Source organism: Streptomyces sp. GbtcB6 (genome assembly GCF_019091475.1).
GTDB lineage: Bacteria > Actinomycetota > Actinomycetes > Streptomycetales > Streptomycetaceae > Streptomyces > Streptomyces hyaluromycini.
This window is the reverse complement of the sequence record NZ_JAGXJL010000012.1, coordinates 64046-89151: the sequence shown is the minus strand read 5'-3', so window position 1 is coordinate 89151 and position 25106 is coordinate 64046. Positions and strand designations below refer to the sequence as shown.

The following is a 25106-nucleotide window of genomic DNA, read 5'->3' as shown; positions in this document are numbered from 1 at the left end:
CTTCGTCGTGGTGCGGCTCATACAGGGGGGACTCACCTCCCCGCCCGCACCTCGTTCGGTCGGCTCGGCAGCACGGCGAATCCTCGACGAACGCCAGGCTCGCGGAGAGATCGACGAGGGCGAGTACCAGCGTCGCCGGAGTCTGTTGTCATGAGCGGCGGACCGATCAGCCGACGCCAGGCGTTGGCGTTGCTCGGACTCGGTACGGCCGGCGTGGCGGCCGGCACCGCGGGGTGGGCAACCAGTGCAGGCGCGCCCACCGACCGGAACCGGACGGAACCCGGTGCCTCCGGGGAGCGTTTGCGCCAGCCGCCGGTTGCGGCCAGCCGTGGCGGGGTGCTCGACGTGACCCTCACCGCTGCCCCGGGAGCTCGGCTGACCGACCGGGATACGTCGGCGTGGGCGTTCAACGGCACCTGCCCGGGTCCGACCTTGCGGATGCGGCCCGGGGACGTGCTGCGAGCGCGGTTGATCAACCACATCGACCAGCCGACGAACCTGCACACCCACGGCCTGCACGTGTCCCCGCACGGCAATGGCGACAACCCGTTCGTCACCGTCGAGCCCGGCAACAGCTTCGACTACGCCATCGCCGTGCCGGCCGACCATCCGGCTGGCACGTTCTGGTACCACCCGCACCACCACGGCACCGTCGCCGACCAGATCTTCGCCGGCCTGGCCGGAGCGCTGCTGGTCGACGGCGGTCCTGACCCGGTTCTGCCGGTGAGCGACGACCTGGTCCTGCTGGTCACCGACACCACCCTGGACGGGGCAGGCCGGGTCGCCTCGCCGAGCATGATGGCCAGAATGATGGGCCGCGAGGGCGACCTGGTGCTGGCCAACGGCCAGCACCAGCCGGTCATCGCCGCCGCGCCCGGGGCAGTGCAGCGGTGGCGGGTCATCAACGGCTGCGTCTCCCGGGTACTCGCGCTGCGTCTAGAGGGTCATCGTCTGACTCAGGTCGCCCTCGACGGGGTGTTCCTGCCCGCCCCGGCCGATCGGGACCAGGTAGTGCTGGCTCCGGGAAACCGCGCCGACCTACTCGTACGCGCCACCCGCACCGGCCGGTACGCGCTGGTCAGCGAACCGTACAACCGCGGCAGCCTGGGGATGATGGGCGGCATGATGCATGGTGGTCCCTTCGCCGCCGGCCCGGTCACGCTGGCGACCCTCGTCGCGTCCGGAACCGCCACAGCACCGGCCGTGTTGCCCGCGAGACTGCCTGCCCCGTCGATCCCGTCGGACAGCGTGAGCACACGGCGTCAGATCACCTTCGCGATGGGCATGGGCGGGATCGGCATGGGCGGCATGGCCTTCACCATCGACGGGCGCACCTTCGACCCCGGGCGCGACGACCAGACCGTCGCACTGAACACCACCGAGGAGTGGACCGTGGTCAATACCAGCCCCATGGACCACGCGTTCCACCTGCACGCCTGGCCGTTCCACGTGCTGACTGGCGCACCTGCCGCAGGCGTGCGGCAGGACGTCGTCCTGGTACCGGCCCGGGCCTCGGTGCGACTACGTATCCCGTTCACCGACTACCCCGGCCGCAGCGTCTACCACTGCCACGTTCTCGACCACGAGGACCTGGGCATGATGGCCACGGTCAACGTCCGCCCCTGACAGGCTGCCCTGCGCGTTACACCGCCGACAACCGGTTCGGCCGCGACATGCGGTCCTGCAATGCCCAAGCGATGGAGAACACCGCATTCACGTACCTGCTCACCCAGCTCGGTGCGACCCGAGATTGGCTGGACAACTGCTCTCGTTGCTGTCCTCTCCGTGCAGCTCAACAGGGTGACCTCGCGCAACTTACCGCCGGGGGGCTCAGGCGGCTCGTCAGCGCGCTCTGCAATGATCAGGACCGCGTTGCCGCCGCGCTCGTGCTGCTCCACGCGCAACTGCCTACCTGAATCGCCAGACTCACCTCGTCGGCTCCCTTGCCGACGGCTGGGTCCTCAACGAAGTCCACGCGTTCGAGGAAGGTGAGTTGCCCCGCCGCATGTGGCGGGTCGCCCACACGCGTCTGCAGTGACCGCGACGGCTGAGTGCCTCACTGCCCGACGGGCTCCCATCGTCACAGCCAGGGCTGGAAGCCCGCCACCCAGTAGCGCAGTTGGCCCGCGAAGTACGTCCACATCCCGCTCACTTGGAGAATCCCGACGAGGACGAGCATCGCCCCGCCGAAGCGCATCACGCCTCGGGCGTTGCGGCGGGCGAAGCCGAACGCCTTCAGTCCGCGCCTGAAGCCGAGCGCCGCGACCAGGAAGGGCAGGCCCAGGCCGACGCTGTAGACGAAGGCGAGCAGGGCCCCGCGGCCCGCACTGCCGGTGGTGACGGAGAGGCTGAGGACGGCGGCGAGGGTGGGACCGATACAAGGGGTCCAGCCGAGACCGAACATCACGCCGAGCAGCGGAGCACCGGCGAGACCGGCGCGCGGGTGGTAGCCGATGCGGAAGGTGCGGCCGGCGAACGGGATGCGTTCGAAGGCGCCGAGGAAGAGCAGGCCGAGCACGATGGTGAGCGCACCAAGGACGCGGGTGATCAGGTCCTGGTGGGCGAGGAGCTCGTTGCCGACGTAGCCCAGGGCGGCGCCGTAGCTCGCGAAGAGAGCGGCGAAGCCGAGGATGAACAGGAAGGTCCCGGCGACCATGCGCCCCCGGCCCTCCTCCCGGCCCGCCCGGACGTCGGCCGCAGACATTCCGGTGGCGTACGAGACGTATCCGGGCACCAGCGGCAGGCAGCACGGGGAGAAGAACGACAGTGCCCCAGCCAGCAGCGCGAGCGGCGCGGCCAGCAGGAGCGGTCCGCTGGTGACGAGGTCGGAGACGTTGGCGCTCAAAGTCGGGCTCCCGGTCAGGGCACAGCTCAGGCAGGGGGAACGGCGCCGCGCTGGACGCCGAGCCGACCTTATTCCTAACCTACTTAGGGGAAGGTGCTGGGGTACCACTCCGCCGCCTGCCGACGACGGCCAGGAGCACGTCATGGCCGCACAAACCGCTCCCCATCCGTCATTCACCGCGTGTGCGGGCTGGTCACGGTTCTCCGTGGATCACCGGTACCACCCGGCCATCCACCTAGGCCGCTTAGGATGTCCGGACGGAGTGCACAGGATCGGGAGGTTCGAGGTGCCGCAGTTCGGCGAGCTGGAGGCCGCGATCATGGACGCGGTGTGGGGCGCGGCAAAGCCGCTGCGCGTCCGCGAGATCCTCGATGCCCTCGGCCGTGATCCCGAGCCCGCGTACAACACCGTGCACACCGTCACCGAGATCCTGCATCGCAAGGGCTGGCTGGCCAAGGAGAAGGACGGCCGCGCCTTCAGGTACGGCGCCACGCACACGCGCGAGGAGTACGTGGCCGGGCTGATGGGCGAGGCGTTCGCGGCGGCCGGCGACCGGGGTGCGACGCTGGCCCGGTTCGTGGAGGGCATGCAGCCCGGCGAGGCCGAGGAACTGCACCGGCTGCTGGGCGAGGCCGTACGGAAGGAGGGGTCGCTGTGATCGTCGCCGCCGTGTTGTTCGCGTACGCCGTGCTGCTGTGCACCCTGGCGCCCCGGCTGCTTGCCAGGGCCGGCTGGACCGAGCGCGCCCCACGGCTCGGGATCGTGGTGTGGCAGGCGCTCGGCGTGTCCGCGCTGGCGTCGGCGGTCATGGCGGGCCTGGCACTGACCGTGCCCACGGTCCGGGTGAGCGCGGACCTCGCGCAGTTGCTGCAGGCGTGCGTGATGGCGCTGACCGCGCAGTACGCCTCGCCCGGCGGGGCGGCGGCGGGTGCGGCCGGGGCGGTGCTCGCGCTGGCGGTGCTGGGGCGGACGGCCTGGTGTGCCGGTGCCGCGTTGCTGCGCATCCGGCGTGAGCGGCAGGACCATCGGGAGGTACTGGACATGGTCGGCCGTGCCGATCCGGTGCGCGGGGTGGTCGTCCTCGACCGTGAGGAGCCCGCCGCCTACTGCCTGCCCGGCCGCCATCGCCGTACGGTGATCACCACAGGCGCCCTGCGCACGCTGGACGACGACCAGCTCGACGCCGTCCTCGCGCACGAGCGCGCCCACCAGTCCGAGCGGCACGACGCCGTGCTGGCCTGGGCGCAGACCCTGGCCCGCGCCTTCCCCCGTGTCCCTCTGTTCCGTACCGCCGAGGCGGAGATCGCGCGGCTGGTGGAGATGCGCGCCGACGACGTGGCCGCCGCCCGTTCCGGACGCCTGACCACGGCCGCCGCATTGCTCGCGGTCGCTCAGGGCCGTACCCCTGCTGCGGCCCTCGCGGCCGGCGGCTCCACCGCGGCCCGCCGGGTACACCGCCTCATCGAGCCCCGCCGCCCGCTCGGCCGGGCCCGCGTCGTGGCCGGTTCACTGACCGCGGCGATCGCGCTCGCCCTGCCGGTCCTGGTCGTCGGGGGCCCGGCCGCGGCGGCGACGCAGCTGAACTACTGCCCGGACGGCACCCCGCCCGCGCAGGTCTCCACCATGCGCTGACCTGCGCTGACGCCTCTCGGTGGACACTCCGCCCGCCATAACCTAATCTCCTTAGGAGTTCAGGTGTCGGATATCCGGAGGTCGTGCGCGTGGGTGAGCTGCTGTTCGGCACGACGCTGCTGGCGTCGTTCCTCGGTGGGGTCGTGGCGCTCCTCGCGCCCTGCTGCGTCTCGGTGATGCTGCCCGCCTACCTGGCGACCGGCTTCCGCCGCCGTACCGGAGTTCTGGCCGCGACGCTGGTCTTCGCCGCCGGGGTGGCCACGGTGATCGTCCCGATCGGGCTCGGTGCCACGGCTCTCGTCTCGCTGATCTCCGGCCATCATCTGCTGGTGTTCTCGATCGGCGGGGCTGCGATGGCCGTGGGCGGCATCGCCCTGCTGGCCGGATGGAAGCCGCAGCTGCCGATGATCGCGGGCCGTGCCCCGTCCGGTCACGGCTTCGGCTCGGTGTACGGGCTCGGGGTCTTCTCCGGCGCGGCCAGCTCCTGTTGCGCGCCGGTGCTGGCCGGAGTCGCCGTGCTTTCCGGTGCCGCCGCTTCCTTCCCCGCCGCGTTGGCCGTCTCACTGACGTACGTCGCCGGGATGGTCGCCCCGCTGTGCCTGCTCGCCCTGGTCTGGGACCGTCGTGACTGGGGCACGGGCCGTCTCCTCCAGGGCCGCCAGGTCACCCTTCGAATAGGCCGGTTGAAGCGGCGCATGTCACTGGGCAGTGCCGCCTCCGGAATCCTCCTGATCGCGATGGGCGCACTGACCCTGATCCAGGCCGTACGCGGGCCCGACATGGCCTCGGACGGCTGGCGGGTGCGGGTCGCCGCCGATCTTCAGCACACCGCGTCCCTGGTCACGAAGGCCCTTGGCTGGCTGCCCGGCTGGGCGTTGGCCGTCCTCCTGATCGCGCTCGCCGTCTTCCTCGCACGGCAGGCGCGCGCCCATCTGACCGCCCCCGCCCGCCATTCCCCCGGCGCCGAGGCGAGGGCTTCCTCCGCCGACTGCTGCGACGTACCGCAGCCCCCCGTTCCTGCCGCCTCCTCCGGAGAGGACCGCCCCGTATGAGCACCACCAGCAACAAGAAACCCCCGCTACGGCGTCCTGACGCCGTGATCGCCGCCGGCCGGCAGGCCAAGCGGCGCCGCCTGACATGGATCGTCAGCTCGGCGGTCGCCGTGGTCGCACTGGTCGCGCTGTACGCGGTCTTCTCCACCTCCCCGGCCCGCAATACCTCCAGCAGTGGTGCGTCGTCGTACGACGTCGGCAGCCCCGGCATCGGCGGGACTGCGCCCGCCTTCGCCCTCGCCGCCTCCACCGGTAAGCAGGTCAGCCTGGCCGACTACCGCGGCAAGAACGTCCTGCTGTACTTCCAGGAGGGGCTGACCTGCCAGCCCTGCTGGGACCAGATGACCACCCTGGAGAAGTCCGCCGCCAAGGTGAAGGCCGCCGGCATCGACGACATCGTCTCCATCACCTCCGACCCGGCCGACCTGATCGCCCGCAAGACCAAGGACATGGGCCTGGCCACGCCGGTCCTGTCCGACCCGGACCTGAAGGTGTCCAAGGAGTACGGGGCCAACCAGTACGGCATGATGGGCGACTCCCGCGACGGCCACAGCTTCCTGCTCATCGGCCCGGACGGCACCGTCCGCTGGCGCGCCGACTACGGCGGCGCCCCCGACTACACGATGTACGTCCCCGTCGACAAACTCCTCGCCGACCTCAAGGCCGGAGTGAAGTCGTGATCGCGCTGACCTTGCTCACTCAGGCCGACTGCGCCTGGTGCGACCGCGCGAAGAAACTGCTCGCGGAGACCGACGCCGAGGTCACCGAGGTGTCCGTGGACACCGACCAGGGACGCGAACTCGCCGCCCGCCACCGCCTGCTGTTCACCCCCGGCCTCCTCCACGACGACCGGCTCATCGCCTATGGACGTATCTCCGAACGCGCCCTGCGCCGCGAACTCGCCCGCATACCCCAGACCTGAGGAGCATCCCCCATGGAACAGCTGCTGTACGTGCTTCCCGCCCTCGCCTGCCCCGTCGGCATGGGCGCGATGATGTGGTTCATGATGCGCCCCAAGCACGGCGCACAGCCCGACCCCGGCGCCGATCAGCAGGAACTCCTGCGCCTGCGCAAGGAGATCGACGCCCTGCGCGCCGAGCGCACCCCGCAGGGCGGCATCCAGGACCATCCGGCATGAGCGGCCTCTGGCTGCCCCTCGCCGCCACCGCGCCGGCCGCCGCACTGACCTGGTTCTGCTGCGTCCGCCCGATGGCCCGCAACCGCGCCTGCCACGCCGGGCCCGGCCCCGGGCTGCAGAGCGAGCTGCGCGCCGCCCGCGAGGAACTGCACCGCCTCCGTCACGAGACAACCCCGCCGACCGACCCGACCAGCCGACCGGAGAACCTTGACCGGTGACCGCCCTCCCACCAACCCTCCGGCGCCCCGGCGCCGCGCTCCTCACGCTGGCCTCGCTCGTCCTAGCCGTGCTGCTGGGCACCGCCGCCCCGGCCTCCGCGCACGCCACCCTGCTGTTCACCAGCCCGGCCGCGGACGCCACCGTCCCCGACTCCCCGGCCGCACTGGTCCTCGTCTTCGACCAGCCGGTCGGCGTGGGCGGCGCCTCCGCCGTACGCCTCACGCCCGCAGCCACGCTCGGCAAGCCCACCAAGAGCCAGGGCGGCCGGACACTCACCTTCCCGCTGCGCGGCAGGCCAGCGGAGGGCGTGCACGCAGTCGACTGGACGGTCACCGCCCAGGACGGCGACATCATGACCGGCAGCTACCGCTTCGCCATCGGCCCACGCTCCGTCGCCCTCGCCTCCGGCCAGAGCACGACCGCCAAGGACCCGGTCCCCACCACCGTGCTGCGCTGGCTGCTGTTCACCACCCTGGCCCTGCTCTTCGGTGAGCCCGCGCTCCACCGCCTCACCACCCGTGTTCCCGACGCACCCACGCAGCGGCCCCGCTCGTGGGCGCTGCCCGCCGCCCTCGTCGGCTGCGCCGCCGCCCTCGGCCTCACCACACTGGTGATCGGCGGCGGCTCGCTGCGCTCGGCGATCGACACCCGCCCCGGCATCCTCTCGCTGATCGAGATGGCGGGCTTCGCCCTCGCGGCCGTCGCCGTTCTCGCCCGCCGCCCTACCTGGGCACTCGTCCCGCTCGCCGCCGTGGTCGTCGCCGAAGCCCTGCGCGCACACCCGCAGGCCGAACAGGCCGTCGCCGGACCGGTGCTGACCCTGATCCATCTCGCGGCCGCCGCACTGTGGGCCGGTGCTCTGGTGCAGGTCCTGCGCACGACGGTCGCCTGGCGCGGGGAACGTGCCGCCGCCCGCACCCTGCTGCTGGCCTACGCACGGCTGGCCGCCTGGCTGTTCGCGGCGGTGGTCGCGAGCGGTGTCGTGGCCGCGCTGCTGCTCGTCCCGCTCGGCGACGTCTTCACCACCGGATACGGCCGGCTCCTGGTCGTCAAGATCGCGCTGGTCGCGGTGGCCGCCGGCCTCGCCTACCTCTCGCGCCGCCACCTGCACCGCGGGCGCAGCCGCCTCGCGTACCGCCCGGCTCGCGTCGAAGCCTCTGTCCTGGCCGTCGTATTCGTCCTGTCGGCCGCCCTCACCGTGGTGCGTGCACCCGCCGACACCAACCGCCCGCTGTCCTTCGCGCCCCCGACGACCGGCCCCCTCGTGCCCGCCGGCACCCGCGCCGGAGAGATCGGCATCAGCGCCCGCGCCAGTACCGGCCAGCTCATCATCGAACTGACAGCGCCCCAGGTCGGCGCCCCCGCCAAGCAGTCCTACGGCCTCACGGCCACCCTCGCCGATCCGCGCGGTAAGAAGCGGCAGCTGGCCCTGCGAGGCTGCGGCACCGGCTGCTTCTACACCCCGCTGACCTGGCGCACGGGCACCAGCCGCCTCACCCTCACCGCCTCCGCGGGCGAGGAATGGGCCGGCGGCCGCGCGGGCCTGGCCATCACCTGGCCACCCCGCCCCGACGCCGCGCTGCTGCGTGAGACCGTCGCGGCGATGCAGAAGGTCCCCCACCTCACCGTGCACGAACTGGTCACCAGCAACACCGCCCTTGGCCTCGGCGACCTCAAGCAACTCCCCATCACCGGCAAGGAGTTCCTCGCCGCCGAACCGTACGGCAGCGGCACCGCCCCGGTCACCACCCGGCTGCCCGACGAGAACGGCCACCGCCGGCTCGCTCTCGCCTACCCCGCCGAGCACACCCAGCTCGACCTCACCCTCGACGAGACGGGCCGCATCCTGCACGAAACCCTGACCGCCCCCAACCACCTGGTCACCCGCACCTTCGTCTACCCGGAGACGGAAGAAGAGGAGGGCCATGAGCACTGACCGCCCCGACCCCGCCAACAGTCCGTTCACAGCGGCCGCTTAGCATCGCCGTGATGAGCAGCCGGACACAGCACGGGCGTCGCGGCGCGTGGCGGACCACGCGGTCCGCGGCGCTGTGCCACGCCCTGGTCATGCTGCTCACAGCGCTGGTGATGTGCCTGGGCCCCGCAGCACATGCCGCCGCTGACCTGGCAACCGCGCCCATGACCGCTATGCCGACCGCCGGGACGACACCGACCCATCCGACCGAGCACCGCGTGGTGAAGGTGACGCACCCGGGCAACTGCCCTGCCGGTGACGTCTGCTGCGCTCAGGACGCGCACGGTGTCCGGGCGGTGCTCCCCACCACGACCCAGCCCGCGCCGGCGGTCCTGCCCCGCATCCCCAGTCTCCCCGGCCCGGCCGCCCTCGCCTGTTCCCTCGGCCTCACACCCACGCGCGGCGCTCCCGACCTTCACTTCCTCCAGGTGCAGCGGACGTAGACGGACGCCATTCCGTGCGCTCACGCGCGCGGCGCACAGCGTCCGTTCATCCACCCCTGCACCCACCGCCGCCCGACGACACGGTCCGGCGGGGACGAGGAACACCCAGTCATGTCCAAGACCAGCAAGAAGCAGGCCGCAGCCGACCGCAAGGCCCGCATCGAGGCGATGCGCCGCGTCGAAAGAGCTCGCGAACGCCGCAACCGCATCATCACCATCGCCCTCAGCACCGTCATCGTCGCCGGACTGGTCGGCTGGGGCACCTACGCCGTCAACAACGCCAACCAGAAGAACGAACAGAAGGCCGCCGAAGCCGCAAAGCCGATATCCGGCGAAAAGGTCTGGGACGCCAAGAAGCTCACCCGCAACCACGTCCAGACCAAGGTCGACTACCCCGAGGAACCGCCCGTCGGCGGCGACCACGCCCCGGTGTGGATGACCTGCAACGGCAACGTCTACACCAAGGCCCTCCCGAACGAGAACGCCGTCCACTCCCTCGAACACGGCGCGGTCTGGGTCACGTACAACGACAAGGCCACCGCCGCCGACGTAAAGGCCCTCGCCGCCAAGGTCTCCAAGACCCCCTACACGCTGATGAGCCCGGACAAGACCCAGTCCGGAGCTATCACGCTGACCGCCTGGGCACACCAGCTCAGCGTGAAGACGGCCTCCGACCCGAGGGTCGAGCAGTTCCTCACCAAGTACGTCCAGGGCCCGCAGACCCCCGAACCCGGCGCCGCCTGCACGAACGGGCTCACCGCGTCATGACCGACACAACCCTCACCACGCCGGACGCCACCGACCCCACCGACACCCAGAGCCACCGCCCCGGCATCGGCCGCTGGCTGATGATCGGCGCGGCGGCCGTGGTCACCATCGTCCTGGCCCTGTCGTTGCTCGCCGCCACCAGCAACAACGACAAGGAGTCGGCCACCGTCCCCACGGCCGACTCCGCCGACGCCGGCTTCGCCCGAGACATGGCCGTCCACCACCAACAGGCCGTCGAGATGGCCTACATAGTCCGCGACCGCACCCCCGACGAGGACGTCCGCCGCCTCGCCTACGACATCGCCCAGACCCAGGCCAACCAGCGCGGCATGCTGCTCGGCTGGCTCGACCTGTGGAACCTGCCCGTGACCTCACCCGACGGCTACATGACCTGGATGCAGGGCGGCCACATGGGCCACCAGATCAAGGACGGCTCCTTGATGCCCGGCATGGCCACCAACACGGAACTGGGTCAGCTCGGCAAGCTCAAGGGCAGACAGGCGGAGATCCTCTACCTCCAGCTGATGTACACCCACCACATGGGCGGCATCGACATGGCTCGCGCCTGCGCCCAGCAGTGCACGGTCCCCCAGGAGAAGAGGCTCGCGCAGGGGATGGTCGAGGCGCAGCGGTCGGAGATGCATCTGATGACCGACCTACTGCGGCAGCGCGGCTCGGCACCCCGGTGACGGCCGGGGGCCCGGCAACTCAGGCGGATCCGGGGCTGTGTGAACCAGTATCCGGCTGAGCGGCACGCTCCTCCTGTCGCCGCCAGTCCCGCCTGAGCATGGCAGCGGTCCATCCATCGGAACAACGCTCGACCGCGGTGCCGGCGAATCCCACCGTAGTTCATGCGCAGGCAGCGCCGATCCCGCGCCGTTACGTGACCTCCGCTGCCGGTCAGCGGCAGGCCGGGCACGGGTCGGCGTCCGCATCGGAAGGGGACATGACTTGAGATCACGAAGAATTCTGGCCCTCGTCGCGACACTCTTCGCAGCCGGGTTACTGTTCGCCACGTCGGCGGCCGCATTCGCGCCGGTGAACTTCACCCAACGATGGGGCAATCTCGCCGGTCAGGCGTACGACCAGGTGGCGGGTTCGGTCAGCTGCCCGGCGGGCATGAAGGCCGTCTCCGCGGGAGCGGGCAACGCGGCGCTCGCGAGCGTCGGCCTGACGCCGAACGCCAGTGGCGCCTTCGCGGTCGGCACCTTGAACAATCCCAACTACCTTTACCTGCCACTCGTTGCCGACTGCGTCCCTGCGGCGCAACTGGCCGGGAGCACCTCACGTTCGGTGACGTTCCAGGCCCACACCGGGAACATCGGTGACTACGTCCTGTTCAGCCAGACCGTCACCTGCCCCACGGGGTCGTACGCGTTCGGCGGCGGCGGCTACTTCGTGGACAGTTCGGGCTCTCCGACACCCGCGGGCTTCAACATGCAGGCCGACGCACCAACGGCGGACCAGACCGGCTGGTCGTTCGCCACCTTCGCAAGAAGCGGTGTCGACACAATGATCGTCACGACGCAGTGCGCGCCCCTGCCGGCTCCCACGCTGGTGTCCACGCCGTACTCCGTCAACGGCTCAGGCGGAGGCTACGGCAACTGTCCCTCCGGTCATGTGCCGTTGTCGGGTGGCGCTTACCTGGATCCGCCGGTCCTGAACAGCACTCTCGTCTACACGGAGGTGGTCCGGAACACAGCTCCGAACCCCTCGGGGTGGTACGCCTCGGCATCCACCAACTATCCGGGCGTCGTCCTGCACGTCGTCTCGCAGTGCCTGTGAACGGCACAGCCCCGCCCACGGCCCGGAAGACCGGCCGTGCGGACGCCACCGACCGCCCATACGACAACGGAACCATGACGTACGCGAAGACACACCACTGCACGACGGACAACGCCGCGCAGACCTGGCTCACCGGCTGACCGGGCTCAGGCGACGCTGACCCTGATCCCGCCCGCTCGCGCGGGGCCAGGGCAGCTGCGGCCGGTCGCGCTGGCCGAGCACGGCCGGTCCATTGACCTGACGCCGTGGCAGGTGCTGCACGCCGTGGCGCGCGGCTACGTGCTGGCCGGCCAGGGAATGGGGCGAAGGCTGGCGGAACACCCGGACGGGACCTGGCCCGTCGGATCACCCCCGCGTCGGCGGGAAGCACTCAGAACGCCCCAGTCATGGGCTAGCGGCTGGCGGATCACCCCCGCCGACGCGGGGGTATCCTGCCGCCGACGTACTCGTTCCCGGCCCAGGCGACGGCGATACGCTCTTCCTCGACACCGTGCTCGCGGATTCCAGCAAGCCGGTCACCGGCGCCACCCTCATGGGACTACGCCTCTACGACCCCACCACCGGACGCCCACGCCGACCGAGAGGGCGGCGGTCACGACGGCCAGTGCGGCGGTCGGGGCGAGGAACGCCGGGTCGGCCAGTCGCCGGGCCAGGTCCAGCACTGTCTGCCGGGCCTTGGGCATCCGCCGGCAGTTGATGGCCGCTGCCGCTCCCGGCCCCGTGTGCCCGGCCAGCCGCCGGGGCCGGGCTACCGGGAGCGTCTCCCTGCGGCAAGGCCAACCGGTCACGGGCGAGCACGGTCGCAGGTCCCGCCTGGAGCCTCTCCTCGACAGGCCGGTCAGCCGGCACCGCCGACGCTGTCGACTGTGACCGGGCTGGTCGGCCGGTACACCCGCATCCCCGTCGACGGTTCCACTTCGGATGCTGAGATGACGCTGGACGAGAGCCTGTCGGCAGCCGCGTGTGCTGCAAGCAGTGCCACGACCTGGTCCCGGCGACCTGAACGACGGCGGTCCCGCCGGTCGCCGCTGGCGCCCTGGCAGCTCGACGCTGGGTCATCGTCCCCGTGTCTACGGCGGTCGCGACGCTGCCATCCCTCTGGTCCACCGTGACGTTCGGCGCAAGGAATCGCGGGGTGGGGAGGAAGAGTGGGGGTTACCAGGGGGCGGATGGGCTGCCATCGGGATCGAGGCCATGCGGCCACAGAACGGGGCGTGTGCCCGTACTGGCGTCCTCTCGCATCGAGTAGGTAAGCACCGGCATGATTTCGGCTACAGCTTCGGTGTCGCCTGCGTCGGCAGCCCGTCGCATGAGCTCCATCGCGGCCTCGGGATCATGGGCCCATGCCCGTAGCACGGCAAGTCGGGTCAGAGCGTCGGTACTGCCCGCGTCGACAGCCTGCTGGAGCAGTTGTCCGGCGCCGTTGAGGTCATTGGCTTCCCACCTCTCCTCAGCGAGCCGGTACAAGGCGATAGTGCCCTCGTCTTCGTCGACATGCCTGTCGAACCGCCGGGCGACTGGGCTGTTCTTCGCGGACCCTCGGGTACGGGTCGTTTCCCCCACCAAGGTGGGGGGCGGTGTACCTGTGGGCGTAGTGCGGCCACAGGGTGCCCAGCACCAGGACCGGCGCGCGGGCTGGGTCGGTCAGCAGGCTGTGTACGGCTGCGGCAATCCGTTCGCCTATCCCGCCGTCGGCGGCAAGATAGTGCTGTGTCTCGTTCAGCCACACCACCGTATGCGGTGTCACCCGTACCAGTTCGGCCAGGGCCGACTCGGCGTGTGTGGGATCGAAGGGATGCCACAGGCGCCACCCCGATGCCGCCAGCAGCTGCACGGCCTCCCAGCATGCCCGGGTCTTGCCTGTCGACGACGAGCCGACCAGCACCGCCATTGCGCTGTGCCCCGCTTCGGCCGTAGCGACCACGCGTGCCAGTTCCTCATCGTGTGGGCGGCGTACGTAACTGGGCAGTGCGGCCGACCGACCCCGCCCGCTCTGGCCGCCGGGTCGGTCAGCGCCCGGCGCGGGGACGTCGGCAGCAGGATGGATTTCCAGATCGTGCGCATCCCACTGCGCGATCAAGCGTCCCGGTACATTTCCCTCCGCCATGGCTGCCTGCCCGGTCGCGGCGTCCAGCAGCTCCAGCAGGACCAAGGCGTCCAAGCGCAGGGCACGTGCCAGCGCGCCCACCGTATCGGCGGTGGGCGCAGGTGCGGTTGCGCTGAGCGCCTGGCTGACTGTGGTACGCCCCAGATGCGCAGCGCGGGCCAGTTCGGTCTGGTTCAGACCCCGCGCGAGGCGCCCGGCTCGCAGCCGGGCCCGCAGCTCGGCCAGTGCCGCTGGATCCCGGACATGATCTGCTCCCACGCGTCCCCTCTCTCGCCCTTCCTCCCGTCGAGCTGTTCGTCCTTGTTCATCATCGACGCCTGAACGACGGTGAACAGGCGATCGGCGAGATTCGGCGTCATCTGCAACCGCTGTGCTGACACTGAGGACCGACGCCATGTCTGACCACGCCGCCATCATTCTGCTCGCCTGTGTCCTGGTCACGCTGATTGCCATCCTGGCTGCGACAGCCGCGGGATACCTCGCACGGCGCGGCCATGCCACATACCCTGCTGCCTTCAGCCGTGCCGCCATCACCTTCGCAGCAACTCTCGCCCTGACCGCTACCGTCACCAGCGCCATGGCAACCCTGACGGGCAAAGCAGGGTGAGGTGCCCGCGCTGCTGAAATCGAAACCATCGGCGCGCTCGGCACCTCGAACACGACCTCCACCCGGTCGTCGTATCCAGCGGTCGTCGCCGCGCTTGTCTCTTTGCAGTGCACGACCTGCATCAGGCTGGTAGCGGTCATCGATCAGTTACACGCAGAACTACCGGAGGGTGATCTCGTAACCCGGCTCCGTGTACATCACGATCGGCCGCAGTCCTGAGGATCAACAGCAAGTCACATATTCGGTCCACCGTGGATGGCGCCGAAGCGACTGCGCAGCAAACCCTGGAAAGGAACGACAGTGCGACAAGTTGGAGCTGCCCGTTGCCGTAGATGGGGTCCGAGGATGAAAGGCTGGCCATGGCTTACACGAGGAGTCAACTGTTCGGTGGCGCGGGGGGTGCGGAGTTCAAAGACGACCTCACGGAAGTTGCAGCCCTGACTTCGGTGGTCGTCAGACACGCCGACATCGTTGGCAGTATTCGGTGCACATGGCTCACGACCGACGGGAGCACACGGGAAGGGGAATGGCACGGAGGGCCCGGAGGTGCAATAGATTCCTTCAGTCTGGATGATGGCGAATTCCTTACAGAAGTCGCAGGCACCCACAGCAGTTGGGTCACTCAGCTTCATTTCACCACCAATCGTGGTCGCCGGTTCGGCCCGTATGGGAAGAGTTTGTGGCCGGGCAAGCAGCACGAATTCAAGATCGCCCCGAAAGGGCAGGCAATTGGCGGATTCATCGGACGATCGGCGAGCGTGCTGGATTCTCTCGGGGTGTACACCACAGACCGGCAAGAGATCACTCCGGTTCGCCATCTCCGGCAGGGCCGCCGGATGTGAAGCTGACACGGCGTGGCGCAACCGGATACCCCGGGATACGGGTCCGAGGAAAACCGCCGGTGTCCCCGCAGAGCATCGTCGTAAATCTCCCTTCGGGAAAGGGTCTGGAGTTCGTTCCTGAACGTGGGCGCAACTACCAGTTGACTGTGTATTCCGGGTCGAAGAACACACGATCCTACGACGGCGAGCTGTCGAGTGATGGGGAGTCCCTTACCTTCCGGAACATCGATCTGGCCCTCTCTCCGGACAATTTGGAGTCTGCAGTGTGGGTCGCGGTGAAGGCCAATCAGACCGCTCTGGCGGGAACCACGCAGCTGACATTCAAGATGGGTGGCGTCGAGTCGGCTTCCACTCCCATCGAGGTCACAGAAGGGTGACCGTCTGGGCTTCCGATTCCCTGCGGATCTCAGGACCAAAGCCTCCGAGGCCACGGCCAAAGCGTCGAGCATGATGTTTCGTGCGCACCAAAGGACACGACGTGTTGTGGGTGCTCGGCCAGGCCCGCCGGCATCATGCCTTTTCCCCGCACCTCATGACCTTTCCCTTCTTGGACGCGCTCGTAGGGCATGACCAGCGACTAGAGACAGCGCCGGGTCCGAGCACAGGCAAACCACGACTAATTCTTTCGAACCGTAACGAAAGGACGGTACGCCGTGACTCAGGAAACCCTTGCTCCTGCCCCCATAGCCGCCAGCGCAATCGAGCCCCGTACGGCCGTCGCGCGGACCGCAAGCTCGCCCCTTGTTCCCTGCACCCATATCCGGCGCTTCAACTATTCGGGCAGCGTGGAGAACTTCACTGCTCCCCTGGGGTCACCACGATCAACACCCGCTGCTGGGGTGGGGGTGGGGGCGGAAGCGGCATTGGGGGCGGGACTGGGGGCGGGGGTGGTTTCGCCACCGGGGACATCTCCGTCGTGCCGGGCGAGACCCTGCGGGTCGTTGTCGACCTGGGAGGAGGCCCGAACGGTGGGGGCGGAATGAGCGGACTGTTCAGTCAGCGTCTGGGGCAGACGCTTCTGATCGCCGCAGGGGGCGGAGCGGGCCTCATGAATGCCGGTGGTGCACGTGGTGGTGCGGGCGGCGGCATCAGCGGTTGCGACGCACGGACCTACTCGCGGGGCGAGTGGACAGGGACGCCGGCGCATGGAGCATCGGGTTCGACTGGCGGTGGTGGTGTGTCGGCTGACAGTTATTACGGGGGGCGTGGCGGCAGCACCGGCCAGAACGGCGGCCCCAACGTGAACGGTTCCGTTGGGGGCCAGGTGCCGATCCCGGGTATGGGGGGCGGCTGGGGCGCCAACTACGGCAGCCCCGCAGGTGGAGGCGCCGGCTATGCGGGTGGCGGTGGAGGGATGGGCTTCGGGAACTCGTCCGGCTACTTTGCCAGTGGCGGGGGTGGTGGCAGCAGCTTTGTGAACGGTCCTGGCGTCACCGGGGGACGCACCCTGGCTGGTAATGACACCCGGGCAGGCGGCAAGGACGATCCCCTGTACGAGTCTCCTGTCGGCGACGCAGGCCGTAACGGTCAAGTGGTCTTGCAGTGGGCGGAGTTCACGGTGACGCCCGGCGGGCCACCTGACGTGAAGCTGAGGCAAGGCGGAGGGGTCGGGTACCCGGGAGTGCGGGTCGAAGCCGGCGTGGCGTTCGAAGCGGTGTCGGTGACGGTGGCCCTTCCCGCCGGCCACAATCTGCTCTTCGGTACGCAGACACTCGCCGACTACCGGCTGACCGTCCAGAACACCGGCCAGAAAACCAGGCAGTACCGCGGAATCTTGTCTGGGGACGGGACGTCGCTGGTCTTCTCGGAGTGGACTTGAAGCTGCCCGGGACGACGGTGATGTGGGTCGCCGTGAGCGCCGGCCACGCCACCCCGCTCGGTACCACCAGTCTGACCTTCACCATCGGAGGAAAGACCTCTCCCTCCACAACGATCGTCGTTACCTCGGCCTTCTCTGTGTCGCCGGGTGGCGCCACAGTGACCGCGGAGCGGGGAGGACGGCCCGTGTATCCGGGTGTGGAGGTACGGAACAGCGGATCGCAAGCCATCCCGCGGCAAACGGTCACCGCACTTCTTCCGGCCCGCGCCGGCATGCGGTTCGGTGTGCCGGGCAACCCCGATCACCAACTGACCGTCTGGGGCGCGCACGGGAAAACCACCGTCTACATGGGAAGCATTTCCGACGACGGCCAGTGCCTGACCTTCTCCGACGTCGACCTCGCAATCCCCACCGCCGAATCACAGGCGGTCATGTGGGTCTGCGTAAGCGCCGCTGATGGCGCCCCCTCGGACTCCACCAGCGTGGAATTCTCCATCGACGGCCGGACCTCGCCATCCACGACCATCAAAATCATCTGAGGGACCCCCGGACGGCATCGCGTCCACTGCCACCAACGTGCCCACGCGCGCTCGAATGCCCCTTGCGGCATCAATGCCAGGCGCACGCCCGGGCCAGCACATAGGGCGCCGACTTCCGCGACACCCGTAACCGGCGGGCCGCCTCCAACGGCCGCACCCCTGCCCGAACCTCTCCGCAGCCTCGAAGCGCACCGCCTCACGCTTCGCCTGCACCGGTCGTGTGCCTCGTAGGGCATGGCTACGCCGTCCCTGCCCTTCAGCAGGCCGGTGTAGGGCCCCCAACGGAGGGCGACCGCTCCCGGCCATCGAGACTCGGCCCCGCACAGGCTTGCGACCGCTGTGGGCCGAATGGGAGCCACTGATTCCTAATGCGGTCTGTCAAGCCTCCTGGGCAGTGGGTGGTACGGCCTCATAGGGCCGTCCGTCTCGTAGAAGAGCCCAGAGGACGTTGACGCGGCGGCGGGCCAGGGCCAGGACGGCCTGGATGTGACGCTTGCCTTCGGCGCGCTTGCGTTCGTAAAACCGGCGGGAGTCCTCGCAGTGACGGATGCTGAACAATGCGGAGATGGAGAAGACGCGTTGGAGCCGGCGGTTGTAGCGGCGTGGCCGGCGAAGGTTGCCGCTGATCTGGCCGGAGTCGCGGGGAACAGGTGCGACGCCGCCGAAGCTGGCAAGGCGGTCTGCGGTGCCGAAGAGGCTCATGTCGCCGCCGGTCGCGGCCAGGAACTCGGCACCGAGGATGACACCCAGGCCGGGCAGGCTGGTGATCACTTCGAAGTCCTGATGCCCGCGAAACCGGGCTTCGATCGCCTTGTCCACGTCGGTGATCTGCTGGTTGAGGGCCATCACCTCCGCCGCCAGGGTGTGCACGAGCTGGGCGGTGAGTTTCTCTCCGGGCAGGCTGGTGTGCTGGCGGCCAGCAGTTTCGACGGCTGTCTCGGCGAGCCGGTCAGGGCGAAGGACCCTGCGATTGCGCAGCCAGGTTTCCAGCCGTTTGACGCCAATCCGGCGAATGGCGGCTGGGGTCTGGTAGCCGGTCAGCAGCACGAGCGGACCGGTGTTGGTCAGGTCCAGTGCCCGCTCCAGACCAGGGAAAATCCCGGTGAGCTGGGCGCGGAGCCGGTTGACGGTGCGGGTGCGGTCGGCGACCAGGTCTGTGCGCCGGCCGGTAAGGATCTTGAGGTCGGTGACGGTTTCGTCGCTGATGCGTAAGGGGTGCAGGTCGCGGCGGATGCGGACTTGGTCGGCGATGACGGCGGCGTCCTTGGCGTCGGTCTTGCCCTCGCCACGGTAGCTCTCCGAGGCGCGGTGGATGGCCCGGCCAGAGATGTAGTGCACCGGCTGGTCGTGGTTGAGCAGGAGCGTGATGGCCAGAGCGGCACCGCCGTCGGCCAGGTCGATGCCCCAGGTCACCGTCTCGTCCAAGGCCGAGACATGAGCGAGGAGTTCGAGGAGCTCGGGTTCGTCGTTGGCGACGCGGCGCGACAGCAGCCTCTCGCCTCTCTCATCGATGGCGACGCAGTGGTGGTGGGTCTTTCCTGCATCGATGCCGGCCCAGATCATGGCCATGTGGTGCCTCCGTGCGGTGTGCTGCTGGTGCCTCCCGACCGACGACCTCGCTGTCGATTCCCTACTCAGCGATCATTCGCAATTCCTAATTGGCAGCCGAGTCGTCGTGGGGTACCGGGCGGCCAATCAGTGGAAGCCACAGGCGGCAGAGCCTTTTGAACCACACCCGGCACCCCTGGGTGGGTGAACCATACGAGGGGCTCACCACGTCCCGCAGAACAACGTAGGGAGCCTTTTCCAACCTCGGTTTGACGTCGCCAGATGCAGGGCGAGGACGGCCTTGACCGGGTCGGTGGTGCGGGTGGTGCTGCAGCGGGGCTTGCGCAGGAGGCGCCAGGACTTCGGGGTGACCATGGCCTGCTCGCCGACCGTGCGGATCCCGGTGTGGGAGACGTTGACGGCTTGCCGACTGGCGGAGATGTTCTCCCAGCGGGTGCGGTAGGGGGCGCGCACGGTGCCGCCGGCACCCTGGTATCCCTTATCGGCCCAGCAGCGCACGTCGGCGAGCACGGCTGTTTCCGTGCGAGCCATCGATCAGGTGAAGGGTTGCCCCACGGAGCGTCGCATCCCGCGTACATCGCACAAAGATCACTGGCAGGACGTGAGGGGACAGAAGGGGGCAGGTGAGAACATCTGTGCAGTGGATGGGACGCAGACTGGCCCGGACCGCCGGAACGGCCCACGCGCAGCGCGCCCGTCACGGACGGAATGGGTGGCGGAGACACCGAGGATGTCTAGGTCCTTCTGGAACTCGGTGGTGACTGTCCGGGCGGCCTCGGGCGGTGGGCATCTGCTGGGTCGGGGCGAACTGCGAGGGCCCCTGCGTCCTGACGGTGGCCCCGAGCTTCTTCGCCTCCGGCTGGATGCGGCACTTCATGTTCACGTAGACCCCGTCGCCTGCCACACCCTCGATGAACGCCCAGCTTTCGCGAGCTCTTGACCGACCCGGACGGGCCGCTCGAAGAGGGACAAGCGGTGGCGGTGACGGCAGCCCGACCACACCGTGTCCAGGGCGGCCAGGTGGGGATCGGCCATGTGCACGAGGCGTTGCTGACGGACGCACAGCACTGCGCCGTCGCTGAGTGCGAAGCGGGTCCGGCGCTCCAGGAGGCCGGTGGCGAGGTGCAGGACCTGGCGGTGGTGGAGCACCGTCGAGGTGTCCGACGTGAACCGGTCGCCTCCAGGCAGCCGGAACCGGAGCGGCAGCCAGTTCGGCAGGTTGACCATGTCCTCGTTCTCGACCCGGTGTCCCGCCACGTCCGAGGCGATTCGGTTGTAGCAACCGGCCGCGTAGGTCCCGGGGTAGTGCACGTCGTCGGCGGTGCACTCGGGCAGGGCGCCGCGGATGGCGAAGTAGCCGTTGCCCGTCGTGCACAGCGACTCCCGCAGCCGCTCGTCGGCGCGCAGGTATCCGTCGTACTCCCACGTCCAGCCGCTCACTTCGGCTCCCTCCACGCAAGTCGCCGACGTGGAGGGTGGGCGGGCCGCTCGATCAGGGCCGTACCCCGCGGTACTGGAGCAATCGCGTATGAGGCCGAACGGCCATGCGGCGCTCCCCTCCGCTGCGGGAATCGACTGAGCGGTTCGCCCGCGACAGCGCCTGTGGACGAATGCAAGGATCACTCCGTCTGCGGCACGACCGCCACCGGACATTCCGCATGGTGGAGCAGCGTGTGGGCCACCCGGCCGAGTTGAAGACCGACGTGTCCGTGCCGACGCCTCGCTCCTACGACAACCAGGTCGGCGGCGGCGGAACGGTCCACGAGGATCCGGTGCGCCGGCCCCTCGGCCGTCACACTGCGGACCCTGACCTTCGGATGAGCGGACCGGGCTTCGCCGAGCAGCGTATCGAGCAGCGCCGACGCCTTGTCCTCCTGCTGGCGGGCGACCTCTGCGAGCACCACCTGGTTGCCGACCTCGTGGGCGGGGCAACGCCAGGCCCGGACCACGTCCAGAACGCAGTTGCGGACCTCGGCCTCACGGAAGGCGAACCGCGCGGCCTCGGCGCCGGAGACGGGCTCCCCCGCACCCAGCAGGATCCGTTCGTGACCGCCGGCCAGGCCCGCCTTGTCGCCCCGCACCACGATCACCGGGCAGTGCGCTCGGGCCGCCACCGCCAAACCGACCGACCCGAGGAGCAGCCCAGTCAGCTCGCCCCTGCCCCGCGACCCGGTCACCAGGGCATGTGCTCCCTCGCCCGCGCTCAGGAGGGCGCGCACCGCGTCGTCGAGGAGGACATCGGCGGTGACCTTCACATCCGGGCTGCGCAGTGCGGCGCGCTCTGCCGCGGAGGCGACGATGTGTTCGGCCAGCACCCGTTCCGAGGGGCGCTCCCCGCTGTCCGACGGCACTCCGGCCTCGTAGCGCTCCCAAAGGGAGGCGTACACCAGGCGTAGCGGAATGTCGTGGCGGGCGGCCTCGTCCACCGCCCAGTCGACCGCGAGCAGGCTTCCGTCCGATCCGTCGACACCTACGACCAGGGGAAGGGTCATCGTCCCCACCGCCTTTCGCCGGACTGCCACGTCGTGCAGCAGGGGGCTCCGATTTCACCGTGCCACGTTGCGGCAACGGGCAGGAGGGGCCACTCAGCCCGGTTCGTGTACCCGGTCAGCCCCTGTCGGCGTGGAACCGCGCGCCGGAGGCTGGGGGCCGGGCCGGCCGGAAGGGCGGGCTCTCGATACGACCCGTCACCGCACGGGTCATGGCCCTGAAGGAGGCTCGGACATGAAGCCCACGAAGGTCGGCGCCGTCATGGTCGGCGACGTCGTCACGGCCGGGTACGGCACACCGTTCAAGGAGTTGGTGCGGCTCCTGGAGGAGCACCGCATCAGCGGCCTTCCCGTGGTCGACGAGGACGGCAGGGTGCTCGGTGTGGTCTCCGAGACCGACCTCATGCTGCACCAGGCCCGCGATCCCGAGCACGACCACAGGCATCTGATGGGCCACGGCACCCGGCGCGAGGCCGTCAAGAGCCATGCGAGCACCGCAGGCGGTGTCATGTCGACGCCCGCCGTCACCATCCGCTCCGATGCCACGGTCACCGAGACGGCCCGGCTGATGGCCGGGCACCGTGTCGAACGCCTGCCCGTGGTGGACGAGCAGGACCAGCTGGTCGGCATTGTCACCCGCGGCGACCTGCTCAAGGTCTTCCTGCGTTCCGACGACGAGATCGTCCGGGAGGTCCGGCAGGAGGTCCTCGGCAACACGCTCTGGCTGGCCCCGCACACCATCGAGGTCACAGCGCACAACGGTGTGGTCACCCTCACCGGGCAGCTGGAACGGCGCAGCGAGATACCCGTCGCGGTCGGCATGACACGTCGGCTGGACGGTGTGGTGGAAGTCGTCGACCACCTCTCCTACCGGATCGACGACAAGCACCTGCGGCCGACCGAGCAGAAGCTCCACGGGGTGGCCGACGGCTGGCTCCGCCGGCTCTGACGGTGGGAACGAACACGGGTCCGGTGGTCGGACGGCGCCTGCCGGTGCGGTTCTCGCGGGGCCGCCGGTCCGTGCCGCCGACGGTCACGCAGCCGGGCGATGAGCGCTTCGAACGCCGTGGTGAACACCGCGGCGAGGATCGCCGTCATCGCCAGCGCCAGCACCAACAGGACGGAGAAATGCTCCCAGAACTCCGGTGTGAGGCTCGTGCCCACTGTCATCGCCCTCCCTGATCGGGGTCGTTCCCGTCACTCACAGCCAACTCCAACGCCCGTCGGGAGGCATGAGCCGGACGGTCCGGACCACGGCCCGGACCGTCCTTGCCGCAGGGGGCCGTACGGCCCTGGGGGCGCCCGGCCCGCGCGAAGGACCGGACTGGTCCCGCAGCGGAGCCGATTGCCTCATGGACGGGCGAGCGTCCGGGGAAGTGGCTTACGCCTACGCGGCGCCATCACGGACGGCGTACCGCGTCCCCGCCGAGGAGGCGACGATCATGCAGCGGATGCAGGAGGCCAAGCGCCCCAGGGCTCCGCGTGAGCCGGAGCCTCCTGATCTGCGGACACCGTTTGGTCGGCCGCTGCCCTGCTGAGGCGCGGAGGCCGAGAGCGGTCCGTCACCTGACCAGCACCCGCTCCCCGGAGCGCGGCCGCCGCATCCGGTTCGCCGTGGACCAGGTTGGTCGCCTGCGGCGCGAGGACCGGGCAGCCAGTCGATGATCTGCGTGGCGCCGGCGACGGCGGCCCGGACCGGGACGTACTCACCGAACGTTCTGAGGACCTTCGCGCCGTCCACGAGGTCACGGGCCCGTGTGTCCTGTGCCGCGAGCCCGACCACCACGACCGCGTTGCGCGGATCGGGCAGCCGTCGGCGCAGATGGGCAGGACACGGCTGTCGAGCGCCGCACCGGACGCCGAGACGATGACCGCGAAGCCGCCCGACCTGCTCAGCTCGACGGGCTTCCTGGAAGCGGGAAGCGGGTGGCGTCCTTCCCGCACTGTCGTGCCGCGGCGTGTGGACGCGGCGGAGTACGTGTCTCCGGCGCGCGTGGGTGCCCAGGCCGTGCCATGGGCCGAAGAGCCACCTCCGGTGGGGCTGAGCGGCCTTTCACGAGGAAGACCCTTGCATGAGGCCGAACGACCCCTTGCCGGGTCCGGGCGGCCCGTGGCGGCCGGCTCCGCCCGCACACACCCTGGGATCAGGGACCCCTCGGCCCCGCCCGTCCTTCCGAGGAGGAGACCATGCCCGGCAAACCGCACACCGTGAGCGATGTGATGACCCGCACCGTCGCCGCGATCGGCCGCGACGCCCCGTTCAAGGACGTCGTCACCCTGATGGAGGAGCGGAAGGTCAGCGCCCTGCCCGTGCTGGAGGGCGAGGGCCGGGTGATCGGTGTCGTCTCCGAAGCCGACCTGCTCCCGAAGGAGGAGTTCCGGGACAGCGACCCGGACCGGTTCGTCCAGCGGCAGCGCCTCGACGACCTGGCGAAGGCCGGCGCGGTGACCGCCGAGGAGCTGATGAGCACGCCCGCCGTGACGGTACATCCGAACGCCACGCTCGCCCAAGCGGCGCGCATCATGGCCCAGCGCAAGGTCAAGCGACTGCCCGTCGTCAACGACGAGGGGATACTCGAAGGCGTCGTCAGCCGCTCCGACCTGCTCAAGGTCTTCCTCCGCAGCGACGAGGAACTCGCCGCGGAGGTACGGCACGAGGTCGTGGACCGCCTCTTCCCGCTCTCCGCCGACCACATCCAGGTCGAGGTCACCGAAGGCGTGGTCACCCTCACCGGGTGGGTGGAGGACGATGGCGTGGCCGGGGTGGCCCAACGGCTGGCCCGTGCCGTCGAGGGCGTGGTCGACGTCCGCTGCTGCCTTGTCCCGGCGTCCGCACGGAGCAACCCGTGATGACGGGTCCGGGCACGCGGCAGCACCACGGAGCCGCGCCCGACGACGGGCCGGAAACGGCGGTGTGCGCGGCCGGTGGTCACCGGCCGCGCACACCTGATGTGGGATCGGCGTCCTCCCCCCGAGGCTCAGCCGGTCCGCACCGGAATGGTCCTGGTTCCCGTCTTCTCCTCCGGGACCGGGACGGGGACCGTGACGGTCAGCACGCCGTCCTTGTACGCCGCGGCCGCCTCGTCGCCCCTCGCTCCGGCGGGCAGCCGGACGGACCGGGCGAAGGTGTCCTCGGGCAGCACCGGCCAGCCGCGCAGCCGCTCGATCATGCCGCTCATGCGCTTCCTCCTTTCGGATTCTCATCTCCAGCCTCCCGCAAGGGCGTTGGAACAGCCGTGGGCCGACCGACCCTGTCCTGGATCCGGTCGGCCCTCAC

General features: G+C 69.8%; 28 protein-coding genes and 3 pseudogenes. 21 read left to right on the top strand and 10 right to left on the bottom strand.

What is annotated here, in order from left to right; translation table 11 throughout:
• Positions 1–150: 150 nt before the first annotated feature.
• Complete coding sequence (locus KVT45_RS21555) at positions 151–1626, top strand: multicopper oxidase family protein (RefSeq protein ID WP_217549841.1); 1476 nt, start codon at positions 151–153, stop codon at positions 1624–1626.
• 454 nt (positions 1627–2080) lie between these two features.
• On the opposite strand, the gene KVT45_RS21550 is transcribed toward KVT45_RS21555, so the two are convergent.
• On the bottom strand, positions 2081–2845 hold the full coding sequence (locus KVT45_RS21550) for a cytochrome c biogenesis CcdA family protein (protein WP_254647140.1): 765 nt from the start codon (positions 2843–2845) through the stop codon (positions 2081–2083).
• A gap of 262 nt (positions 2846–3107) precedes the next feature.
• Here KVT45_RS21550 and KVT45_RS21545 point away from each other — a divergent pair, with 262 nt between their 5' ends.
• From KVT45_RS21545 to KVT45_RS21485, 13 genes are all read left to right on the top strand, one after another.
• Positions 3108–3503, top strand: coding sequence for a BlaI/MecI/CopY family transcriptional regulator (locus tag KVT45_RS21545; RefSeq protein WP_308310835.1), 396 nt, complete (start codon positions 3108–3110; stop codon positions 3501–3503).
• Entirely contained in the window at positions 3500–4477 is a 978-nt protein-coding gene (locus tag KVT45_RS21540) for a M56 family metallopeptidase (RefSeq protein ID WP_217549837.1), read from the top strand. Before KVT45_RS21545 ends, KVT45_RS21540 begins: the two co-directional genes overlap by 4 nt.
• Positions 4478–4566: 89 nt before the next feature.
• Positions 4567–5529, top strand: a complete 963-nt coding sequence (locus KVT45_RS21535; RefSeq protein ID WP_217549835.1) for a cytochrome c biogenesis CcdA family protein — start codon at positions 4567–4569, stop codon at positions 5527–5529.
• On the top strand, positions 5526–6209 hold the full coding sequence (locus KVT45_RS21530; protein WP_217549833.1) for a peroxiredoxin: 684 nt from the start codon (positions 5526–5528) through the stop codon (positions 6207–6209). The genes KVT45_RS21535 and KVT45_RS21530 overlap by 4 nt, the downstream gene beginning before the upstream one ends.
• Complete coding sequence (locus KVT45_RS21525) at positions 6206–6451, top strand: glutaredoxin domain-containing protein (RefSeq protein ID WP_217549831.1); 246 nt, start codon at positions 6206–6208, stop codon at positions 6449–6451. The genes KVT45_RS21530 and KVT45_RS21525 overlap by 4 nt, the downstream gene beginning before the upstream one ends.
• A gap of 12 nt (positions 6452–6463) precedes the next feature.
• Positions 6464–6667, top strand: a complete 204-nt coding sequence (locus KVT45_RS21520) for a hypothetical protein (protein WP_217549829.1) — start codon at positions 6464–6466, stop codon at positions 6665–6667.
• Entirely contained in the window at positions 6664–6885 is a 222-nt protein-coding gene (locus KVT45_RS21515; protein ID WP_217549827.1) for a hypothetical protein, read from the top strand. The genes KVT45_RS21520 and KVT45_RS21515 overlap by 4 nt, the downstream gene beginning before the upstream one ends.
• Positions 6882–8822: a copper resistance protein CopC gene (locus tag KVT45_RS21510; RefSeq protein ID WP_308310834.1), complete on the top strand. Its 1941-nt coding sequence runs from the start codon at positions 6882–6884 to the stop codon at positions 8820–8822. The genes KVT45_RS21515 and KVT45_RS21510 overlap by 4 nt, the downstream gene beginning before the upstream one ends.
• Positions 8823–8875: 53 nt before the next feature.
• Positions 8876–9304 (top strand): hypothetical protein, encoded by a 429-nt coding sequence (locus KVT45_RS21505; protein ID WP_217549825.1) that lies wholly within the window; start codon positions 8876–8878, stop codon positions 9302–9304.
• Between the two features lie 111 nt (positions 9305–9415).
• On the top strand, positions 9416–10072 hold the full coding sequence (locus KVT45_RS21500) for a DUF3105 domain-containing protein (protein WP_217549823.1): 657 nt from the start codon (positions 9416–9418) through the stop codon (positions 10070–10072).
• Positions 10069–10761, top strand: coding sequence for a DUF305 domain-containing protein (locus KVT45_RS21495; protein WP_217549822.1), 693 nt, complete (start codon positions 10069–10071; stop codon positions 10759–10761). The genes KVT45_RS21500 and KVT45_RS21495 overlap by 4 nt, the downstream gene beginning before the upstream one ends.
• Before the next feature lie 262 nt (positions 10762–11023).
• On the top strand, positions 11024–11857 hold the full coding sequence (locus KVT45_RS21490; RefSeq protein ID WP_217549820.1) for a hypothetical protein: 834 nt from the start codon (positions 11024–11026) through the stop codon (positions 11855–11857).
• A complete protein-coding gene (locus KVT45_RS21485; protein ID WP_217549818.1) occupies positions 11854–11997 on the top strand; it encodes a hypothetical protein in 144 nt (47 codons plus the stop codon). Before KVT45_RS21490 ends, KVT45_RS21485 begins: the two co-directional genes overlap by 4 nt.
• A gap of 390 nt (positions 11998–12387) precedes the next feature.
• On the opposite strand, the gene KVT45_RS56435 is transcribed toward KVT45_RS21485, so the two are convergent.
• From KVT45_RS56435 to KVT45_RS56425, 4 genes and pseudogenes are all read right to left on the bottom strand, one after another.
• Positions 12388–12645 (bottom strand): hypothetical protein, encoded by a 258-nt coding sequence (locus KVT45_RS56435; RefSeq protein WP_254647139.1) that lies wholly within the window; start codon positions 12643–12645, stop codon positions 12388–12390.
• A gap of 662 nt (positions 12646–13307) precedes the next feature.
• Complete coding sequence (locus KVT45_RS21475; protein WP_254647211.1) at positions 13308–14045, bottom strand: hypothetical protein; 738 nt, start codon at positions 14043–14045, stop codon at positions 13308–13310.
• 24 nt (positions 14046–14069) lie between these two features.
• Positions 14070–14126: pseudogene (locus KVT45_RS56430) on the bottom strand (hypothetical protein); the annotation flags it as partial.
• Positions 14127–14137: 11 nt separating this feature from the next.
• Complete coding sequence (locus KVT45_RS56425; protein WP_254647210.1) at positions 14138–14323, bottom strand: hypothetical protein; 186 nt, start codon at positions 14321–14323, stop codon at positions 14138–14140.
• A gap of 35 nt (positions 14324–14358) precedes the next feature.
• Here KVT45_RS56425 and KVT45_RS21470 point away from each other — a divergent pair, with 35 nt between their 5' ends.
• From KVT45_RS21470 to KVT45_RS21450, 5 genes are all read left to right on the top strand, one after another.
• Positions 14359–14571 carry a hypothetical protein gene (locus KVT45_RS21470; RefSeq protein ID WP_217549814.1) on the top strand — a complete coding sequence of 71 codons (213 nt, stop codon included), beginning with the start codon at positions 14359–14361 and terminating at the stop codon, positions 14569–14571.
• A gap of 359 nt (positions 14572–14930) precedes the next feature.
• A complete protein-coding gene (locus KVT45_RS21465; RefSeq protein ID WP_217549812.1) occupies positions 14931–15413 on the top strand; it encodes a jacalin-like lectin in 483 nt (160 codons plus the stop codon).
• Positions 15414–15472: 59 nt separating this feature from the next.
• Entirely contained in the window at positions 15473–15790 is a 318-nt protein-coding gene (locus KVT45_RS21460) for a hypothetical protein (RefSeq protein ID WP_217549810.1), read from the top strand.
• A gap of 602 nt (positions 15791–16392) precedes the next feature.
• Positions 16393–17232, top strand: coding sequence for a hypothetical protein (locus KVT45_RS21455; RefSeq protein ID WP_217549807.1), 840 nt, complete (start codon positions 16393–16395; stop codon positions 17230–17232).
• The gene (locus KVT45_RS21450; RefSeq protein ID WP_217549806.1) at positions 17223–17771 is read left to right on the top strand and encodes a hypothetical protein; all 549 of its coding nucleotides are present in this window, start codon (positions 17223–17225) and stop codon (positions 17769–17771) included. The genes KVT45_RS21455 and KVT45_RS21450 overlap by 10 nt, the downstream gene beginning before the upstream one ends.
• 378 nt (positions 17772–18149) lie before the next feature.
• Here KVT45_RS21450 and KVT45_RS21445 read toward each other — a convergent pair whose 3' ends face one another.
• The 4 genes and pseudogenes from KVT45_RS21445 to KVT45_RS21430 form a co-directional block, all read right to left on the bottom strand.
• Positions 18150–19340 carry an IS110 family transposase gene (locus KVT45_RS21445; protein WP_217549804.1) on the bottom strand — a complete coding sequence of 397 codons (1191 nt, stop codon included), beginning with the start codon at positions 19338–19340 and terminating at the stop codon, positions 18150–18152.
• 201 nt (positions 19341–19541) lie between these two features.
• Positions 19542–19844: pseudogene (locus KVT45_RS21440) on the bottom strand (hypothetical protein); the annotation flags it as partial.
• 489 nt (positions 19845–20333) lie between these two features.
• Positions 20334–20780 (bottom strand): annotated as a pseudogene (locus KVT45_RS21435) (glycoside hydrolase family 65 protein); the annotation flags it as partial.
• Positions 20781–20959: 179 nt separating this feature from the next.
• Positions 20960–21832, bottom strand: coding sequence for a universal stress protein (locus KVT45_RS21430; protein WP_217549801.1), 873 nt, complete (start codon positions 21830–21832; stop codon positions 20960–20962).
• Between the two features lie 232 nt (positions 21833–22064).
• Here KVT45_RS21430 and KVT45_RS21425 point away from each other — a divergent pair, with 232 nt between their 5' ends.
• Positions 22065–22778, top strand: a complete 714-nt coding sequence (locus KVT45_RS21425) for a CBS domain-containing protein (protein WP_217549800.1) — start codon at positions 22065–22067, stop codon at positions 22776–22778.
• 1238 nt (positions 22779–24016) lie between these two features.
• Positions 24017–24679, top strand: coding sequence for a CBS domain-containing protein (locus KVT45_RS21420; RefSeq protein ID WP_217549798.1), 663 nt, complete (start codon positions 24017–24019; stop codon positions 24677–24679).
• 128 nt (positions 24680–24807) lie between these two features.
• On the opposite strand, the gene KVT45_RS21415 is transcribed toward KVT45_RS21420, so the two are convergent.
• Positions 24808–25008: an Hsp20 family protein gene (locus tag KVT45_RS21415; RefSeq protein ID WP_217549795.1), complete on the bottom strand. Its 201-nt coding sequence runs from the start codon at positions 25006–25008 to the stop codon at positions 24808–24810.
• Positions 25009–25106: the final 98 nt, after the last annotated feature.

Excerpts from the sequence above, each read along its gene's own strand:
- KVT45_RS21555 (WP_217549841.1), top strand. The coding sequence starts at position 151 with ATGAGCGGCGGACCGATCAGCCGACGCCAGGCGTTGGCGTTGCTCGGA.
- KVT45_RS21530 (WP_217549833.1), top strand. The coding sequence starts at position 5,526 with ATGAGCACCACCAGCAACAAGAAACCCCCGCTACGGCGTCCTGACGCC.
- KVT45_RS21520 (WP_217549829.1), top strand. The coding sequence starts at position 6,464 with ATGGAACAGCTGCTGTACGTGCTTCCCGCCCTCGCCTGCCCCGTCGGC.
- KVT45_RS21515 (WP_217549827.1), top strand. The coding sequence starts at position 6,664 with ATGAGCGGCCTCTGGCTGCCCCTCGCCGCCACCGCGCCGGCCGCCGCA.
- KVT45_RS21505 (WP_217549825.1), top strand. The coding sequence starts at position 8,876 with ATGAGCAGCCGGACACAGCACGGGCGTCGCGGCGCGTGGCGGACCACG.
- KVT45_RS21500 (WP_217549823.1), top strand. The coding sequence starts at position 9,416 with ATGTCCAAGACCAGCAAGAAGCAGGCCGCAGCCGACCGCAAGGCCCGC.
- KVT45_RS21495 (WP_217549822.1), top strand. The coding sequence starts at position 10,069 with ATGACCGACACAACCCTCACCACGCCGGACGCCACCGACCCCACCGAC.
- KVT45_RS56425 (WP_254647210.1), bottom strand. The coding sequence starts at position 14,323 with ATGACGCCGAATCTCGCCGATCGCCTGTTCACCGTCGTTCAGGCGTCG.
- KVT45_RS21470 (WP_217549814.1), top strand. The coding sequence starts at position 14,359 with ATGTCTGACCACGCCGCCATCATTCTGCTCGCCTGTGTCCTGGTCACG.
- KVT45_RS21465 (WP_217549812.1), top strand. The coding sequence starts at position 14,931 with ATGGCTTACACGAGGAGTCAACTGTTCGGTGGCGCGGGGGGTGCGGAG.
- KVT45_RS21455 (WP_217549807.1), top strand. The coding sequence starts at position 16,393 with ATGAGCGGACTGTTCAGTCAGCGTCTGGGGCAGACGCTTCTGATCGCC.
- KVT45_RS21445 (WP_217549804.1), bottom strand. The coding sequence starts at position 19,340 with ATGGCCATGATCTGGGCCGGCATCGATGCAGGAAAGACCCACCACCAC.
- KVT45_RS21430 (WP_217549801.1), bottom strand. The coding sequence starts at position 21,832 with ATGACCCTTCCCCTGGTCGTAGGTGTCGACGGATCGGACGGAAGCCTG.
- KVT45_RS21425 (WP_217549800.1), top strand. The coding sequence starts at position 22,065 with ATGAAGCCCACGAAGGTCGGCGCCGTCATGGTCGGCGACGTCGTCACG.
- KVT45_RS21420 (WP_217549798.1), top strand. The coding sequence starts at position 24,017 with ATGCCCGGCAAACCGCACACCGTGAGCGATGTGATGACCCGCACCGTC.
- KVT45_RS21415 (WP_217549795.1), bottom strand. The coding sequence starts at position 25,008 with ATGAGCGGCATGATCGAGCGGCTGCGCGGCTGGCCGGTGCTGCCCGAG.